Annotated in this window: 13 protein-coding genes and 1 pseudogene; 9 read left to right on the forward strand and 5 right to left on the reverse strand. The window is 51.7% G+C overall.

The features are described from left to right. Nucleotides 1-59 precede the first annotated feature (59 nt). Genes AAEZ05_RS09785 through AAEZ05_RS09800 form a run of 4 tightly spaced genes read left to right on the forward strand, consistent with a single transcriptional unit; the run spans nt 60 to nt 6,404 of the window. Nucleotides 60-1,334 (forward strand): tyrosine-type recombinase/integrase, encoded by a 1,275-nt coding sequence (locus AAEZ05_RS09785; protein WP_350647057.1) that lies wholly within the window; start codon nt 60-62, stop codon nt 1,332-1,334. Continuing rightward, entirely contained in the window at nt 1,331-3,766 is a 2,436-nt protein-coding gene (locus AAEZ05_RS09790; protein ID WP_350647059.1) for a tyrosine-type recombinase/integrase, read from the forward strand. The genes AAEZ05_RS09785 and AAEZ05_RS09790 overlap by 4 nt, the downstream gene beginning before the upstream one ends. Next, entirely contained in the window at nt 3,763-5,901 is a 2,139-nt protein-coding gene (locus AAEZ05_RS09795; protein ID WP_350647061.1) for a site-specific integrase, read from the forward strand. The genes AAEZ05_RS09790 and AAEZ05_RS09795 overlap by 4 nt, the downstream gene beginning before the upstream one ends. Beyond that, complete coding sequence (locus tag AAEZ05_RS09800; RefSeq protein ID WP_350647063.1) at nt 5,898-6,404, forward strand: hypothetical protein; 507 nt, start codon at nt 5,898-5,900, stop codon at nt 6,402-6,404. The genes AAEZ05_RS09795 and AAEZ05_RS09800 overlap by 4 nt, the downstream gene beginning before the upstream one ends. Before the next feature lie 286 nt (nt 6,405-6,690). On the opposite strand, the gene AAEZ05_RS09805 is transcribed toward AAEZ05_RS09800, so the two are convergent. Together AAEZ05_RS09805 and AAEZ05_RS09810 are read right to left on the reverse strand one after the other, a co-directional pair. Continuing rightward, nucleotides 6,691-7,272, reverse strand: coding sequence for a hypothetical protein (locus AAEZ05_RS09805; RefSeq protein ID WP_350647065.1), 582 nt, complete (start codon nt 7,270-7,272; stop codon nt 6,691-6,693). Between the two features lie 865 nt (nt 7,273-8,137). Beyond that, a complete protein-coding gene (locus AAEZ05_RS09810; RefSeq protein WP_350647067.1) occupies nt 8,138-8,653 on the reverse strand; it encodes an antitoxin Xre/MbcA/ParS toxin-binding domain-containing protein in 516 nt (171 codons plus the stop codon). A gap of 173 nt (nt 8,654-8,826) precedes the next feature. Between AAEZ05_RS09810 and AAEZ05_RS09815 the strand changes: the two genes are divergently transcribed. Beyond that, entirely contained in the window at nt 8,827-9,729 is a 903-nt protein-coding gene (locus AAEZ05_RS09815; RefSeq protein WP_350647069.1) for a Fic family protein, read from the forward strand. Beyond that, nucleotides 9,726-10,829, forward strand: coding sequence for an endonuclease (locus tag AAEZ05_RS09820; RefSeq protein ID WP_350647071.1), 1,104 nt, complete (start codon nt 9,726-9,728; stop codon nt 10,827-10,829). The genes AAEZ05_RS09815 and AAEZ05_RS09820 overlap by 4 nt, the downstream gene beginning before the upstream one ends. A 410-nt stretch (nt 10,830-11,239) precedes the next feature. Here AAEZ05_RS09820 and AAEZ05_RS09825 read toward each other — a convergent pair whose 3' ends face one another. From AAEZ05_RS09825 to AAEZ05_RS09835, 3 genes are all read right to left on the reverse strand, one after another. Continuing rightward, a complete protein-coding gene (locus AAEZ05_RS09825) occupies nt 11,240-11,674 on the reverse strand; it encodes a hypothetical protein (RefSeq protein WP_350647073.1) in 435 nt (144 codons plus the stop codon). 126 nt (nt 11,675-11,800) lie between these two features. Continuing rightward, nucleotides 11,801-11,995: an AbrB/MazE/SpoVT family DNA-binding domain-containing protein gene (locus AAEZ05_RS09830; protein WP_350647075.1), complete on the reverse strand. Its 195-nt coding sequence runs from the start codon at nt 11,993-11,995 to the stop codon at nt 11,801-11,803. 227 nt (nt 11,996-12,222) lie between these two features. Beyond that, nucleotides 12,223-13,551 carry a hypothetical protein gene (locus AAEZ05_RS09835; RefSeq protein ID WP_350647077.1) on the reverse strand — a complete coding sequence of 443 codons (1,329 nt, stop codon included), beginning with the start codon at nt 13,549-13,551 and terminating at the stop codon, nt 12,223-12,225. Nucleotides 13,552-13,757: 206 nt separating this feature from the next. On the opposite strand from AAEZ05_RS09835, the pseudogene AAEZ05_RS09840 reads away from it, so the two are divergent. The 3 genes and pseudogenes from AAEZ05_RS09840 to AAEZ05_RS09845 form a co-directional block, all read left to right on the forward strand. Further along, a pseudogene (locus tag AAEZ05_RS09840) lies at nt 13,758-13,892 on the forward strand (hydrolase); the annotation flags it as partial. A 167-nt stretch (nt 13,893-14,059) separates the two neighbouring features. After that, entirely contained in the window at nt 14,060-14,377 is a 318-nt protein-coding gene (locus AAEZ05_RS30705; protein ID WP_502947761.1) for a DUF7693 family protein, read from the forward strand. Between the two features lie 54 nt (nt 14,378-14,431). Continuing rightward, a complete protein-coding gene (locus AAEZ05_RS09845; protein ID WP_350647079.1) occupies nt 14,432-14,674 on the forward strand; it encodes an AbrB/MazE/SpoVT family DNA-binding domain-containing protein in 243 nt (80 codons plus the stop codon). Nucleotides 14,675-14,877: the final 203 nt, after the last annotated feature.

A 14,877-nucleotide genomic window follows, 5' to 3' on the forward strand; every position in this document is an offset into this window, starting at 1 on the left:
CATAATGCACACCGCATGTTCCCCAAACGGCTGGAACGGAATCCAAAGGTGGTGCGTAGATGAAGGTGAAGGTGGTCACAGTCAAAGAGAAGCCCCTAGACCTGAGCGACTCAGTCCTAGCCCAAGGCGAGTACCGAGAGCAGTTCCTTGCCCAGCCTGAAGGCAAGAACCCAGCAGTAGAGGTAACAGGGTGCGTGTTGATGGGGACTGGAGAGCAGCTTCAGCCCCTGACCTCGGACTACCTGTGCCGCAACTACCGAAAGAACCTGCTGGCCGATACCACCACCACATCCTATGCAAGCCGCATCTCTTACCTCTTGAACTACCTGAGAGGCCAGGTGGAGTTCGAGAGCAGTGATCGTGATGAAGCGCTGCTGAGCGTGACCATAGGCAGACTCGAGCAGTACCTGGCCAACCTCAACACTGCAGGCCTGGCGCCCAAAACAGTCCAAGGCAGAGACGCCGCCCACCACCACTTCTTTACCGAGTACCTGTGTAAGCGCTTCGACGAAACCCCGGCCCTACGGGAAGATAACCCGTACGAATACGGTTTGATCTGGAGCGGTAAGGCGAACACCCTCGGCATCATCCAGCCCTGCAGTATGGATGAGTTGGAACAACTCATCCTCCACGCAGACTCGGATCGTGAGCGGTGCCTGATTCAGGCGGTGTACGACACGGGCATGCGTAGGTCAGAAGTCCCCCGCCTTACGCTGCAGGCGGTTCGGGATGCGCTCGACTTCCAAAAGCTCCAGTTCATTACTCAGGGTAACGCGAGCGTCACACCGATGAAGGCGCCCTACTGCCCGCTCCACATTGCGGGGAGTAAGGGGAAGAAGAACCAGATCAATCCCCGCACGACGCTGGTCAGCCGTACGACGCTGGAGCGCATCGAGGACTACCACAAGACCCCGCTTTACCGCCGTTTCGCCAAGCGGTACCCGAGTCCAGAGGAAACGCCTGCGTTCTTCAACGCGCATGGTGAGCCCTACAAGACTAAGAGCATTGAGAAGCTGTTTGATCGCGTGACCAAGCGGGCTTTGAAAGCTGGGAAAGTCGGAAGGCTTATCGCGCCCCATAAGCTGCGTCACGGCGGGGCATACGCGATTCTCAAAAGCCCAGACCTGGGCAAGGACTATCTGGATCGTCTTAGCACGCTTTCGAAGTCGTATGGACATAGGCGGGAGATGACGTCTGAGGGATACACGCTGATTCCTCTGGATCTGTACCAATTACTTGCTGAGCCGAGCCCGTTGGTTAAGACCAAAGCCAGCGAGATGGAATTGCTCCGTGAAAGGACTCACAAGCGCATTCGTACAGGAGACAAGAAATGAACTACGAAGCTCCTGAAGGCGCTCTTCAAGAAGCCCCGATCCAACCAGCCAAGCGCAAGCGCTTGAAGCGCGATATCACACGGGAGATCGAGGCCTGGGCCACGCATATCAAATCGCGTAGAAAGAATCTGCTTGATGTGCAGCTTAATCAAAAGAATGAACCTAGCATTGCGCCGACCTGGCTGGTAAAACAGGTGAACGCAACTTACAACGTTATTAAGCTGAGGTCGGAGATCCTCGACTCAGTTACCCAACGGATGATTGACGAAAAAATAATTATCCTTGGGCACAACTCAATTGCCAATGAATGGCGACGCAAGTTGCTGTGCTGGTACGAAGGCCTTTCGGATTCAGAAAAGCAGGCTATCCCAGTATTCGGCCAGACTATTTCCGTCAGTAAGTGCCTGGGTAAAGTCCCAGGAATGGGTAACCTCAAATGGGCGCGCTTAAACATCCCACTCGTCGAAGATACCTTTAACGAAATCCTGGAGGATCTGAAAAAGCGCGGAGTAATTAAGAGCGACTATAAAACCGTTGCTGAGCGAAATATCGAAATTGAACAAAAGAGGGAAGAAAACCCAAGAGGCGACACTTGGCAGACACAGATGAATGCATTGCGCGCCATTCCTCTGTCGCACATTAACGACTTGGTGCCAGCTGATCCTACCCGCCCTTTTATTCAAATCTTCCATATGTTCGCCGCAGCATCCATGGGAACAAAGTCGCTATCCGGTCAACTGAATTTCGTCGAAGGATTTAGACAAGTCAGCCAACACCTGAAGGGAGTTGGATTCACGGGAACGGAGCGTGCACTTGCATGCATCACGCCTAATTATCTGACGCGCCTGCGGAATCACCTTAAAGAACAAATACTCGTTGGGGCAATGTCAACACACACTGCGCAAAATGCTCTCTCATGCACCCGCAAGTTGATGAATCGCGCACTCAAGATAAAAGGTATCAGCTTTACATCTTTTGTTGACACCCAAGGATTTGAAACGACTCGTTCCACCGACGAGTATCGTCCTTACACATCCCGAGAGCGACTCATAATTAAAGATGCATGCGAATCGGAAATTTGGGAAACCAATGCAATTGCAGCCGATTATGTAAAATTTAATGGTGGATGCGACCCAATCAATGAAAAAGGTCATTTGCAAAAGGGCTTTGGCACATTAGAAAATGCCAGATGGATTTTCGAGAACAAGCTCGACTGCCGGCGTGTAAGTACTGCCTTTGCTGACAAGGACAACCCCTACGAGAAGGGATTCAGTAGAATCCTGAATTACTCCAGCATGAGCATCGCTGATATTTATGCAAGCTGGGGCATGATCTATGAGCTCACCTCAAGACTATTAGCCCCGTATGTGACCCGCCTCGCACAGGTCACTGGGCTTAACGCGGACTCGCTGAAAACGCTTGACATTGATGACTTCATTAAAAGCCACGATATCACCAAGCGGCCCTATCTCCGCTACTGGAAAGAACGGTCGGGCGGTGAAAAACTCTACCATCTTGATTTGTTTCATGCTGACCTCATGTGGCTGAGCGTCGCGCAGAGCGTAGAAGTCGAAAAAATCTTCAATGGTGTGAGGCTTTTGACTCGATACATCCGTGAGCGCGCTACCCCGGCCGTCAAAGAAAAGCTGTTCATCTATGAATCTCTGAAGATGTCTGAGTACCGCGAAGTCAAATCGCTTGAAGGCTCCAACATCATTAACTTGATGATGAATCGGTTTGCAAAAGATCATAACTTAAAGAAAGACGACGACAGCGATTTGTCGATTTCGGCTTCGAGGTTGAGGCCTAGTCTCGTTGCGGAACTAGTTGAGCAAGATGTGTCACTGCGAGAAATTCAGATGATTCTCGGCCACAAACACGTCAGTACCACGATCAGCTATCTCGACAAGCTGGAATTCAGCAAGAAGGCAAGAAAGGTAGTGGATGAGGCCCTGAAAAAGATCCACAAGGAGTATGTGCTGGCCCAGGCGAGTGGCGATTACATCAAAGCACCGGCCAATAGCAACGTCGACACCACCAACAATCCTAGCTCACCAGCGGTCATCATCAGGACGGGCTTGGTGGAGTGCCGAAACGTTTACGATCCACCGCCAGAGATCCGTAACTCGCTTGGCTACAAGGAAGGCAACCCGTGCGCGCTGCTGAACAAATGTCTGTCTTGCCGCAACAGCATCATTTCGGTATCCAACCTGCCAGACCTGTTCGCGATGCGACGTGACTACCGATCTATGATGGAAACCACTGGGGTAGGTCGGACTCCCTATGGACGCGTCATCCGAGAGAACCTGGAGACCCTGGATAGCATCCTGACGCCTTCGGCCCAAGGCTTCGACGCCGAGCAGCTGGAGCATGCAGAGCGCCTGTCTGAACACATCCTCACGAGCACTCTGGTAGAAGGAATGACCCTATGATCGCAACCGCAACCTTCGACACCCTGATCTACCAAATCAAGCCGGTGAGGGAGCACTTCGTGCGCCTACTTAGCGCCCAGAATGTGCATTACGCATGGTATGCGAGCGAAGATGCGAGCCTACAGCAGAGCAGCGCTGTGTACGACCCTGTAGCAGTCTTCAATACGCTCATGAGCCTTCCCGTGAGCAAGCTCAGCGTGCTCCGGGATCCTGTATGGGACTTCAACGATGAAGCAGAACCACTCGCAAGGCTCATTGAGGGCTCAAAGTCCAAGATCGACTTCACGAACTACCCAAACCTCAACAGCACGATCTTGTTTGAGCTGAAGATTGCCTTCGTGTGTGCACTTCAAATGCCCGGAGCAATCCGTCGCGGTGATCGACTGGTCACTCCTAAACCTCACACGGTGATTGAGATCTTTAAATCAATGATACCGTTCTTCGACAAGATGTGTGAGCGAAAGCGACGTGAGCACGGTGACGAATACTTCGAGCTCTCTTATTACAGCCTCGCCGATTTTCTTGAAAGTGACTATATCGAAGAAGCCAAGGTTTTTGATCGAGCATTTCGACGCGCAACGAACCAAGGCTTCAAGTACCTGCGGTCAAATTTTTTGCACGAAAACCTGTTTGATAAACCTCTCCCCCATGTAGAAATGCATACGCTGGAGTGGAAGCAAAACAGTGTGACAAACCCCAAAAAAAGGGTTAAGCAGAAGCACTTCAGCAATAGAGTTTTTGAAAAGTGCTCTCGCAAGGCTACATTTGTAGTCGTAGATTTTCTCCGGGCGCTTAAAGAGAAGATCTATGACCAAGACGGACTTGAGCGTGTGACTGCGGATGGCTACAACGCAGCCGCAGAGATCAAACTAACCAAAAAGAATTTTGACATATATGTTGTTATCAGAATGTCATCCCGAGGCTACACAGGAAAAGAGATCGAGCCCCTCTTGTACTCCAAGGATGCGGAGTTCTGGTCACTACAACCAGGGCGTGAGGGCATGTTCAAGAAGAAAGACGCCCTGCGCCTGCTAACTAAAGCAAATCTTGATGATGATTTCTATCAATATCTGACCCACGTTAGTAACAGTGCATATTACATCATCGGCCAGTATACGGGCATGAGGCCCTCCGAGCTTTCGGGAATTATGGCTGAAGGTTGTTTGGTCAAAGACGATTTTGGCCACAATCTGATTTTGAGCACCGTCATCAAAAACCGCGAACTGGCAGGCAAGCTCTTTGGCGATAAGTGGGCGGCAATCCCTATTGTCATGGACGCCGTGCGAACCCTCCAAATTTTGAACAGATTCAAGCAAAACCCCTACCTAATTTCCAATATGAATACTATTGCCCTTGGCGAGAAAGACAAAGCCAACTCAATCGGAGATTTTACATACGTCTTGTGCGCATTCTTGGCAAAGGTTTTAGATTTTGAAGAACTCGAATCTCTGGACGTATCTGCTTACACGCTACGGCACTCATTGGCGCATCAAATGATGCGAGCAGCGGTAGGGCTTCCGTTCGTTTCCTACCAGTTGAAGCATTTCGGAAACGTGGTCGGTGCAATAGGGCAACATCGCATGAGTGCCGTGACGATTGACTACGGCGGTATTGGTGACGCTCTTACTGCAGACGGGGGCAGGTCAGTCGGGAGATCTATTCGGCATGAAGCTGAACTCGAACTGATACAGAACACTTGTGACCCAGACGGAAGCTATGTCGGTGAACATGCAGGTGCTTACCGGGAGCGGCTGAAAAAATATTATCAGGGATACATTGAAGCTGGTTACACCAAAGAGGAGATCTTTGATCGGATGGTGGAAAATGACTTCGCCATCATCAACGTAGGCCAAGGCTTCTGCTATGGCGAGGCCACAGAAGAATTTGATGTTTCCGTCCCCTGCATCGGCTCGCTTCGGTGCAACCCAAACCGGTGTAAAAACGCCTTTGTGACTAAGGCGAATGCTCCCAAATGGCGAGAGGTTTATGTGCAAAACACAATTGCCCTGAAAAAAATTGAGTCGAGCGACGAGATCATTCATGGCGACATCGACAAATCGGTCGCTCAGTTGAAGGCCGCTATTGCGGAGGCTAGAGCGGTGCTTGAAGGCTTGGGAGAGGAACTGGTCGTATGAGCTCGGCACCCTACGACGACAAGAACGCGGAACTGGCAGCGGCTATCACTCAACAGCTGAACATGGCACTGCGACGCCTAGAAAAGGACTCCTCTCTGTCCGCTTCTGCTTCATCGCTGGCCAAGCTGTCAGGGGTGCACCGGAATACCATTTACAACCGCAAATGGCCTCTTGAGAAACTCAAAGAGATCAAAGCCAAGCGAGTGCAGCAGAAAGAGGAGACTGCCTGCCAGGTTGCTCCGAAGCTTCCGGAGGAGCTTTTAGAGCTGAGCCGGCTTGAGGTCATCTACTGGTTTACTCAGCTTCAAGATGCGAGAGCCTCGAACAAATCGCTGACCAAAACAAGCAAAGAAACGGAGGCGAGTCGCAATTTCTACATGAGGCTGGCTCAAGAACGCCTCACCAAGTTGAATAAGCAGGCTGCCGAAATTTCAAAACTGCAGGATGCGCTCGCGATTCAGGATGAGGAGATTACGATCTTAAGGAACAGCATACCGTCCTGACACATCCAATCCCTGTTCGAGCGCTCTCGACCAGGTTTTCGAGCCCGGCCCTTTGATCTTTTGGTTCGACACCTCGAATTCCACCCGTGGCCGGCTCAGGGCCGAACAGAGCAACTGCAGCCTCCCCTGTGTGCCCCTCACGAGTCCACGCAGCGCGATGGAGCTGAACCAATCGACCTACTATGTGCTTAGGCGGTATGAACCGGCGAGCTCATCCATTCCAGTGCTGCGGTCTATATTTTTTTAGTTTATCGAATAATGAGTCTTTTTTACGGACTGGCGCTATTTATTCTTTATTGGAGATATAGTGCCAATCGATTCTGTTGTCCCATATCATCCAGCGCCGCTGCCTCAGAGAATACGCAGCATCACTCAAATCCTGACAAAGCGTGATTGCTTGGTGGGAACTAAAGAGATACTCGTCGTCACCCTTTTTAAAACCAACGTCGCCCTCAAGCGTTGTGCGTATGAACACGACATTAGCTGGATAACTCGGATCTTCACCTTCCTTCTCATATATCCAACCCACCGCGACGAAACTGTAGGTTTGATTTTCACCATACCAGGTAGAGTCCTCGACTCTTACTCCTTGTCTCTTCCTTTTACCAGGTTCAGGGACAAACTCATGGATCTCCCCTTTTTCCCACGGCACGTTGAAGCAATCAACTTTTGTTCGCAACGACGCCATCAGAAACCCCTGAGCTAGAATATCAGCTTGCACAGCACTTAGTCGGTGTTCGTCCGAACCTATCACCAAAACGACTTCTCGACCATCCTCTGTTTTCACGGAGAGCCGATCGTCCAACCGCATATCGGTGAAATGTGGATTAAGTACAAACTTTGTCGCTTGCTTCGGAATCGCTTCCATTAAGTCCAACCCTTATTGTTTTCCTTTAAGATCGGCTAAAAAAGGAGGAATCTTTAATCGCTTTTCAAAAATACTTCACATAAATATTGGCAGCACCAATGCACTCTATGTGCTGTCGCGATATCGATTTAGGGAGTCGTTTTGAATAGCCTTGCTTGGATTTATCACCGAGGAGATAAACGATGCCAGAAATGTCGTGTCCATCATGAGGAAGATTCTTGGCTTCAGTGTAAGCCGGGCCCGAGGGCCCGAAATCACGACGAAAATAGATAGTTCCAGTACTCTCACCCTGTAGACAGCCTCATGAGTCCACCCAGTGCTTCGGAGCAAGTCATGTCGACCTACTATGTACTTTTGCGGGATGATCAGCTCGTGCGGTTGCACGCTAGATCGTGGATCAAATAGATGAGCTCACTGGGTCTGGAATAGCGGAAAATAATGATGACCGACGTGAATCGTCTCTGGCAGCGTGAACGTAAACGTCGCTATGCTTTGTGGGATATAGAACGGCTGCAACCTGGATCGGATCGAGCGATTCAGTACCTGGCGATTCTCGATGAAATTGAACGTGAAGATCGAGATGACCCATTGGTGATGCCGCCGCCATGTCGGTTGAGGAGCTACGAGAAGGTGTTCCTGAAACCGAGATCCAGGGAGTCAGTGGATCCCACTTTGTAGTCGTGCTCGACGAGCACATACCAGAGCCTTGGAAGTCTCGTTTTTCGAAGAAGCGAGCACCGGGTCTACTCGACTGCGGCAAGGCTGCTATGCGAGAGATTGGCGTCGTTTTTTGCGGCTTTGGACAGCCGAGATGCAGCACCTCGCAGCACATAGAGAAATGCGCTAAGCCCTGGCCTGACGATTCTCAAACAAAAATCCCTCTCTCCAATCGACCGATAAAATCGAGGACTGCTATCGTTTCCACCCGCGTCCCCAGCATGTCGATTGGACGCTTCGATCCGAGCCCTCGAACCGGCGAGCTAATCCATTCCGTTGCTGCAGCCTTATCGTTTTCGAAGAAGCAAAGTGCGCCGTCGAAGACAGATAGCAATGCGACGAGGCGGTCGCTTTCTAAGGCGTTGAACCGCCCTGCTTTCGCTCTACGCGCCAACGTCATTGGTGCTATGCAAATAGCCTTGGAGATTACCCCTTGCTGCACCTGCAGTAGGCTCGCTATCCGATGAAGGAATTCGAAAGACAGCCCTTCGCGAACTAGGTCATGAAGCCTGGTACCGCGTGACGGTAGCCCTAGGGTCATCCAAACGCTCTGTGGGATCTGGGGCCCTGGTTGGTATTCCTTGATCGATGACAGCACTTTCACCTCCATCTCAAAACATAACACCAAGCCGTGCCAGGTGGCCCGAATTAGCGATATCCCCATTGCCCACTGCGTAGGATCTGTCAGGCCCAAGAAGACGTAATATTGAGAGGCAGTGAGTTCATCCTAGACTCTGAGCCTTCGTGACTTCCACGAAATGGTACGAACCGCTTCGCTCGTTTCGAAATCTCACTTGTTGCATGACAAGCGCCTCAAGCACGGATAGTGTCAGCGCCATGATTGTCTCAAACCCGGCCCTTCCCGACTCAGTTACTCCGTCAATACTGGCGAGCGCCGACTTGCTTGTAACTAAGTCAGCTTTCCTGGCCGGCGTGGTCGCGCCTGAAACCGCTGCGTCCTTGAGCAGGCTAATGATGGACACTGACGCCCGTTTTTCAAGGATCATTGACGGCTACAATACAGAGCCAGAAGCTCTGAAGAATGCACTGAACTTAGCGAACCAGCAGTCCACGCTGGAGAAGGTACCCGAGCTTCGTCGACGCATAGTTACGGTACTAGCCCACCACTTTTACCTTCTCCAAAGCCAAGCGTTTTCCGATGCTAAAGGAGCTGTCGCGAGGGAGATCATTCACCAGCATTTGGCTCAGCTCGAGTTGCATCCCCACCTGTGGTCGCTTGCTCGCGGTCTGGCACGTAGGCACGAGGAATATCGGGCTTTGGCTTTGACTCATCGCACGCGAGTGAGCGAGCCAATTGGTGGTGCCCAACCGTCACGTGAATCCACCCTCAGCTTCATTGATTTCATGCTTGAGGTTTGTCTTGAAGAAGTGGATTACATGACTACTGTGCTAAATCGCGGCCAGGTTCGGGAAGCTGTGATGCACGTCTTCAGGACGCATTCGCTGTTAGCAGAGGCAGGGATCAGAGCAGAAATTGCACCAGCTTACCTCGCGCTGCTGATCCAGGGCCCGCTTCCTCGCTCTGAGTTTGAAACTTTTACCGGACTTCAGCCTAACGAAGCATGCGATCAGCTCTGCAGGTTGATTCACGTTGGCCTTGCGGTGAAATCGACATCTAAATCCCATACGCTGGAGGTAGGCATACCGACCTGGCTTGCCCAGGATATTCTTCCTGACTTCTTCCTAGTGAAAAACGTAGTACGGTCTCCTCTGCCGTGAGCATCGAAGCAAAGCTTATCCACCTTCAATCCATCCATAACCTTCTCGCGCCATACCGCTACCTCTATTGCGTAGACCTTGAAGCAACCTGTGACGAGGTTGACAAATTGGAATCACCAAGATCGCTTTCAGTCTTCCTGGATCAGATGGAAACGATCGAAATTGGCCTGGTGTTGATCGATCTGGAGACGCTAGAAGTGGTCGATGAGTTCCAGCGTTTCGTTCGACCGCAGATCAATCCTATCCTCACCGACTTCTGCAAACAGCTCACATCCATTCAGCAAGCGGACGTAGATGGTGCAGGAATTTATGTGGAGGTTGGCCAGGAGCTAGAAGCGTTTATTGCGCGATATCCAAACGCTGCTTGGGCATCGTGGGGTGACTATGATGCGAGGCAGCTCGAGCACGATGCTGAATTCGCTGCGTGCCCTTCCCTCCTCGCCGGTCTACAGCATTTCAACGTGAGGAAATGGCATAAAGGCATGTATGACAATCAGCCGAAGGGACTTAAGCAAACAGTAGAGTTTATGGGGTTGGTTTGGATGGCTAGCAATTTCAACTATGGTATGGCCTCCGGGGTCTCGCCGCAGTATGGCCAGTGCAAGACGCGAGTTGATTTCGATCAACGTGCTGCGGAACCGCGTAACGAGGTCAAGGGCCTGGTTGCCAGGACAACGTTTTACATGTTCGACAGATACAAACTGAGCATGTCTCGTCAGCAGCAACAGCTACTGATGGCCTGGGACAAGCAGTACCCGGTTTCGTCTTGGGAGAAAGAGCGAGATCGCCGCATTGCAGCAATCATGGGGCACTCCAATCCATTCGTAACTGGCGAGCGTCAATGGTCACAAGGGTACAAGGCAGTTGGTGATGGGGTCGTTAGCGCAATTCCTGTTAATTCTCCGCGAGTAGCAGCCCAGCCAACCCTCGCGAGCGCGAGCGGGATAGGTGTGATCATCGGTAACCGGAAGAGCCAGGTGTATCACCTCTCAGTGGGGTGCCCTAGTTATGGTCAGGTGTCCGAGAAAAATCAGATCTCCTTCACTTCAGAATCTGAGGCTCAGGCGGCGGGATATCGTAAAGCAGGCAACTGCAGCTAGTTGCTTCTTGTTGAAAGCCGGCCTCGCGAAACCGAGGCCGTTTCCAATTCGTACCGATTACCCGGATCCATCAAAGTCATGGCCCTTGGGAGCGCCGCTGACTCGCTGCGAGGCTGTGGCTGGAGTTTTAGTGTTTGCTGAGCCCCAAGATCAGGTTAGCCAAGCCTATACCAATCTTCAGCAGATCAAGTATCCGGTCAAACCAGAGGCGCTCGCTAGTAACGATACGAGTTGATTCTGGAGAGAGTTTATTTACTGACGATGTGTCGTTGCAGACTTGAGTTGCTGGCACACAAACGCATTTCAGCTCGCCCTTTTCGGAGCAAGCGGTACAGGTACGACGGTTTTCTGAGGTCATACGAACGATCCCAATCGAAAAAAGGAAAAATGAAAATTTTTCGAAAGGGGGATTAACGAAGGCGGTGCTTGTATCCGCTGAGTTCTGGGCCGTCCATAAAGAGTGGGACGCGCAGAGTTGCTCTTAGAGAGCGAGCAATTAGGGCTTTGAGCTTAGCCAGGGCGGCAAGGCAAAACGCTAAAACGCGGCTCCAGTATTTGTACTGGCGGGATAAAACGGACGATGGGCCAAAGACACTGAAGGCATGGTCAATCGCTTCCAGTGCCAAGAACGCACGGTCGAGGCCGCAGTTGATCATCCTGTGATCGTGCAAGCCCTCAGCGAGATCAAGAGCGTCAAGCGCAGCCTTAACCCGTCGAACTGCGTGACTATCAGCCTGAACACTTTCGCGCTCAAGCCTGTCAAATTCAGCCCTCAGCTCTTCGATGACGGCATCAACCTCATAGGCTTCGGCCGGAGGTCGTACTGTTGATAGTTGATCGTCCATACGGATTCTCATTTATTGACACCCATCCAACATAACGAGCCCGTTTGGGAACTACAACCAGTTTCTTGTCGGATTAACATATCTACGGCTGAAGCTCAGGGTGTTCTGGGAATCCCAGTTGAGCATTTACTCCTTCAGCGCAAAGACTGCGTTCATGTCATCAACGCTCACGTTGACCTTCGGCTTGCGAATCATGCCCTTCAGTCGCTCAACGGAATACATTGCTGCCTCGATTTCATCTCTTGGTCGAAGGCCAAGAGTAGCCCGTACCTGGACAGGGATGGTGATTTCGCCTTTAGCGTTCACAGTGGCAGTAGCCATGAGGGATACCTATGCGATTGAGCACTTACATGATAGCCGTACTCACCATCCAGTAGCGTTGAGATGAGGATGCGATCGCTGGCCGCAATGCGCGCTGAGCCGTTTTGTTACGGCGTCCAATTGTGAGAGTCGGCACATGTGGCGAGCATTGCAACAGAGCAAAGGGTTTGCGAAGAGACGCACGGGTACATCCTTGTAGAACGAACGGTAGTGAGAATGAGGGAGGCTTAAACGAACACATCGCCGTGTTGGCTCACAACCTCCAAGATCGACTCTTCCGTCGTCAACCCAGCACGGATGTTGTTTGCGAAATGCTCTAGGGCGGCCCATGGATCTGGCCCGTCTAACGCGCGACGCATAAACCCATCCGCCAGGGAGCGCAACTCATCACTGCTTCCAGTACCGCTGGAAGCACCAAGCCGGCTAAAACTAGCGATCACTTCAGCGCCTTTAGAATGCTCATCGATCCGGAAGAGGTTCGAAAACACCATTCCCAGTGAACCAGCAATATGACTTTGAGGCCGATCCCAGGATTTGATAACTCCGCCTTGCTGATCCGAAGCCTCCAGCAGTTTCCTGATCTTATTGGGGATGGTGGCAGTCGCCTTAGGTCGATTGTAGTACTCGCGATTTGCAAGACTCGCTGCGTCTCGTACCACCCTCCACATGAGCGACCACAACTGCGAGACGCTATAGGTATGCAAAGCATGCCTGACTGTGCTCTTGACCTTGTCGACCGCATCCTGATCCAGATCGTGGTTGTACGTACTGCACTGATCAAAGAGATAGTGCAGGACATCGCCGACCGCATAATCCAACCAGAGATTTGTCAGAGCCTCGGTGTCTGAAAATACGCGCTCTTGCAGGAAGTTAAGTGCGCCAAGTCCACGTCCATGAATGATATCGGGGGGAAGGAAGAGCTCCAGCTGATAGGTCTTATGCCAAAGATCACCATCCTTGAGATAGTAGGTTCCGGGCTTCGCAGCGGAATAATCCTGCAGAAGGTACCGCTTACTCACAAGCTTTATCACAAGCTCGTCACCATTCTGAGGCGCCAAATCCTCACAGTCGCCAACGCCAAATGTACCTTCGGCAAGGCGTGGCGCCACCAAAGCGTTGATTGCAAGGAGCACCAGTACCACATCATCTGGTAGCTCGGCATAGTTGAGCGTTATGGAGGCGCTTCGCTTAGCAAGATCCGCTAACATTTTGCTGACCTGATCTTGCTCCCGCGCTTGCTGTTCAGCGAGTTCCTGGCGCTGGTCGTCGGCGCAGCTCTCGCAAGGTGACGAAGAGATTTGGTAAAACTTTTTGACTTCCGCTCGACCATTGACCGCTAGCGGCTCGCTGCATAGACAGCACCTTTGGTTCTCGTCAAAAGCTATGCAGAATTCACGAACGCGCTTGGCGATCTGACCAGACTGCTGGATATCTCGAAACGGCACCATATCGGCGACCCGCTCGAGGTATGCCCCTTCGTCGTCCATCGACCAATATCGTGTCGCCAATGCGACCTCTTCAGAATCTTGAGTTAAAAACTCCAGCCTCACTGCCATGTTAAAACCTTTCTCTACTGGCCAATGCGAACAAATCTATAGCGCTTCACGATCAGTGTCCCCATGAGAGGCCTCGTATCATCCAACCGATTACCCGAGAGGCGATCCTAACACCCACCAGGCCTCCGGTTCCTTCGAAGCCTCTCAAATAGGTCGTATCAATTCATGCGCTTTTACAATGATGCAGTTCGTCGCACAGGAGGACGGCCACCGGCACCTTCAATACCACCGTGCGACTGGCGGCATGGAACCGCATGTCGCAGGCAGGCGCTCAGATGATGAATTGGCTCTCGTTGGCCCATGAGCTGCAAAGCGATTGGCGCTACGCCATTAAGGACTTGGATACCCATCACCGTGAGATGAACGATGCCAGGAATGTCGCGTCCATTATTAAGAAAGATGCTCGGCTGATTATGTGAGCCGGGCCCATTGGCCCGAAGGAGCGATCTCTTCATTCACTGCACACCACCGCATAGCCGGGCAAGCAATGACTCGAGCGTAAAATGATTTGAGCACAACCTCCTCTCTCACCGCCCACGAGGTCTGCCAGGTACTGAAGGACGTCGCGCTAGGAAAACGTACCATGATGCGGAGCTCGATCCAGTCATGGGGGGAGATCTATCACGGGCTCATGAGCGCGGAGATTGATGAATGGCTACTAACACTCTCCAATGACTGTGACACCCTGGACTACTGCGAGTACTGCAGATCGCCTGATGGCAGAGTCGGGACGCTAGAACTCTCGCAGCGCGAAAGAGTTGATCCTGTCGACCTATTGAGTGCCTCGGAGAGTGACCAGCTCGAACGGTTGCTCGCCGCGCACTGAGCCTGTACGCAAATCAAGGTACCATTGCCGGCTTAAAAGCAATGGAGACAACACGTGAAAAAGCCACCTATGAAAATCATGATCGAAGAATGGGATGGTGACGGTGCGATTCGAATTCCCGATGAGGCATTGCAGGAGCTGGAGCTTGATGTTGGTGACTCGTTGTATTTGATAGAGGAATTTGTCGGCAACACGCGCTGCCTAGTCCTATCGAAAACGCCTCAAATTGCGGATCGAATAGACGAGATCACTGAAACCTGGGATGGCGCACGGCTTGGTAACGCCCCGGAGAAATGAGGCAGCTGCAATGCGTCGTGGTGGGCCAAGTGTGGAGTGACTCGACCAAGGTATGTGAAGACTTGGGGTCGAGCCGGGCTTAAGCCCGAAGAAGCGATAGCCTTAGTAGCTTTATCTCCAAAGCCTAACAAGTCGCCTAAGCATTGATGGTCAGCCAGCTAAGTGGCTTTCGTTTAAAAACCCTTGCAGCGGATCGAATTGCT

It is taken from the genome of Pseudomonas sp. HY13-MNA-CIBAN-0226, assembly GCF_040310305.1.
Lineage (GTDB): Bacteria > Pseudomonadota > Gammaproteobacteria > Pseudomonadales > Pseudomonadaceae > Aquipseudomonas > Aquipseudomonas gregormendelii.